General features: G+C 71.2%; 1 protein-coding gene and 1 pseudogene. Both read left to right on the forward strand.

The genetic code is table 11. From position 1 onward, the window contains the following. Positions 1 to 827 (forward strand): PP2C family protein-serine/threonine phosphatase (locus ACWGH4_RS34850; protein WP_453467889.1); only part of this gene is annotated, 827 nt, incomplete at its 5' end. 180 nt (positions 828 to 1,007) lie between these two features. Further along, positions 1,008 to 1,734: pseudogene (locus tag ACWGH4_RS34855) on the forward strand (DUF6056 family protein); the annotation flags it as partial.

The raw sequence follows: 1,734 nt of genomic DNA on the forward strand, positions 1-1,734 counted from the left end.
GGGTCGGCGGGCGGCGGCCGTTCACAGAAGCGGATCTGCCGCTGGTCGACGACCTGGTCCGCGGACTCGCCCTGGGAGTCGACAACGCCCGCCTGTACCAGGAGACCAGGAGCATCGCCGAACGCCTCCAGCGCTCGTTGCTGCCCGTGCTGCCGGACGTCGAGCACCTTGAGCTGGCCGCCCGCTACGCCGCGTCCTCGACCACCGCACAGGTCGGCGGCGACTGGTACGACAGCTTCGTCGTCCCCAACGGGGACACCGCGCTCGTCATCGGTGACGTCAGCGGACACAACCTCGACGCCGCCATCGCCATGAGCCAGTTGCGCAGCATGCTGCGCGGCATCGCCATCGACCGCCAAGAGCCGCCGGACACCGTCCTGCGCCGCCTGGACATGGCGAACCACAGCCTGTACCGGGAGGCCACCGCGACCTGCATCTACGGACTCGTCAAGGGCCCAGCGGCCGGTCCCTGGGAGCTGACCTACTCCTCGGCCGGGCATCTTCCGCCGCTGCTGACCACCGCGGACGGCGACACCCGCTACCTCGAGGAAGGCGCGGGCCTGCTGCTCGGCATGGACCCCGACATGCCGCGCTCCATGGCGAGGCACATGCTGCCGGCCCACTCGACCGTTCTGTTCTACACCGACGGGCTGATCGAGCGCCGCGACGAGTCCCTCGACCGCGCCATGGTCCGGCTCCGCCAGCACACCGCCGCGCTGGCACATGAACCTCTCGACGTGTTCTGCGACGAACTCCTCATCGGGCTGGGCGCCGACAGCGCCGACGACATCGCCCTCCTCGCCGCGCGTCCCGTACCCCCGTCCTGAACGGCCTTGCCCGACCGAGCGGGCCGAGCCGGGACCGCCGCCGCTGGACGCTCCTCCGAGCATCCACCCCTGCGCGTCACCGGCGTCGCGGCCGGTTGCCGCTGGATGCTGATGGAACGGTGCACCGGGAATTCGCCTCTTCGGTGCCGGACCAGTGGTTTACGGAAAGGCAGTGGTGATATGGCCGTCGGCGCATCCGGCGTCACCGTCGCGAGTGAAGTGGACGACCAGGGCGGGCCGGCGGGGGCAGTGGGGCGACCCGAGGGGCGGCGTGGTGGCCCGGCGGCGTGGGCGGGGCTCTGGCCGTTCGTCCTCGCGGCTCTGCCACTCGGACTGCTGGCGGTCGCGTCGTGGTTCGGACGTCATGTGCGGCCCAGCGCCGACGAGTGGTGCTTCCTACCGGTGGTGCGGGACGACGGCATCTCCGGACTGATCGGCAAGTTCTGGTTCACCGACAACGGGCGGCTGGGCAACGGCCTGCTCGTCGGTCTGTACGCCGAGTTCCCGGTCGCGGGTCACCAGTGGTTCGGGCTCGTCAGCGGGCTCGTCATGCTGGTGCTGCTGTGGGCCCTGGTCGTGCGGGTGCTGCGCAGGGCCGGGCAGGAGGTGCCGTGCGGTGTGCCGCTGTTCGTCGCGGCGATGGTCTGCGCCGTCTTCCTCTTCGCCACGCCCAACACGTACAAGACGTTCTACTGGCCCGCCGCGTCCGTGTCGCACACGGTGGCGCCGGTGCTCGCGTGCGCTTCCGTGCTGCCGCTGCTGTGCTCACGCGGCCGTGCGGGCAGGACCGCCGCGGTGGTGTCGGCCGCGTTCGCCGGCCTGTTCATGGGGACGCTGTCGGAGGAGGCGTCGGTCGTCGCGCTGGTGGTGCTCGCGGGCGTGGTGCTCTTCGCGCACCGGATCCTCG

The organism is Streptomyces sp. NPDC054847, assembly GCF_053610925.1.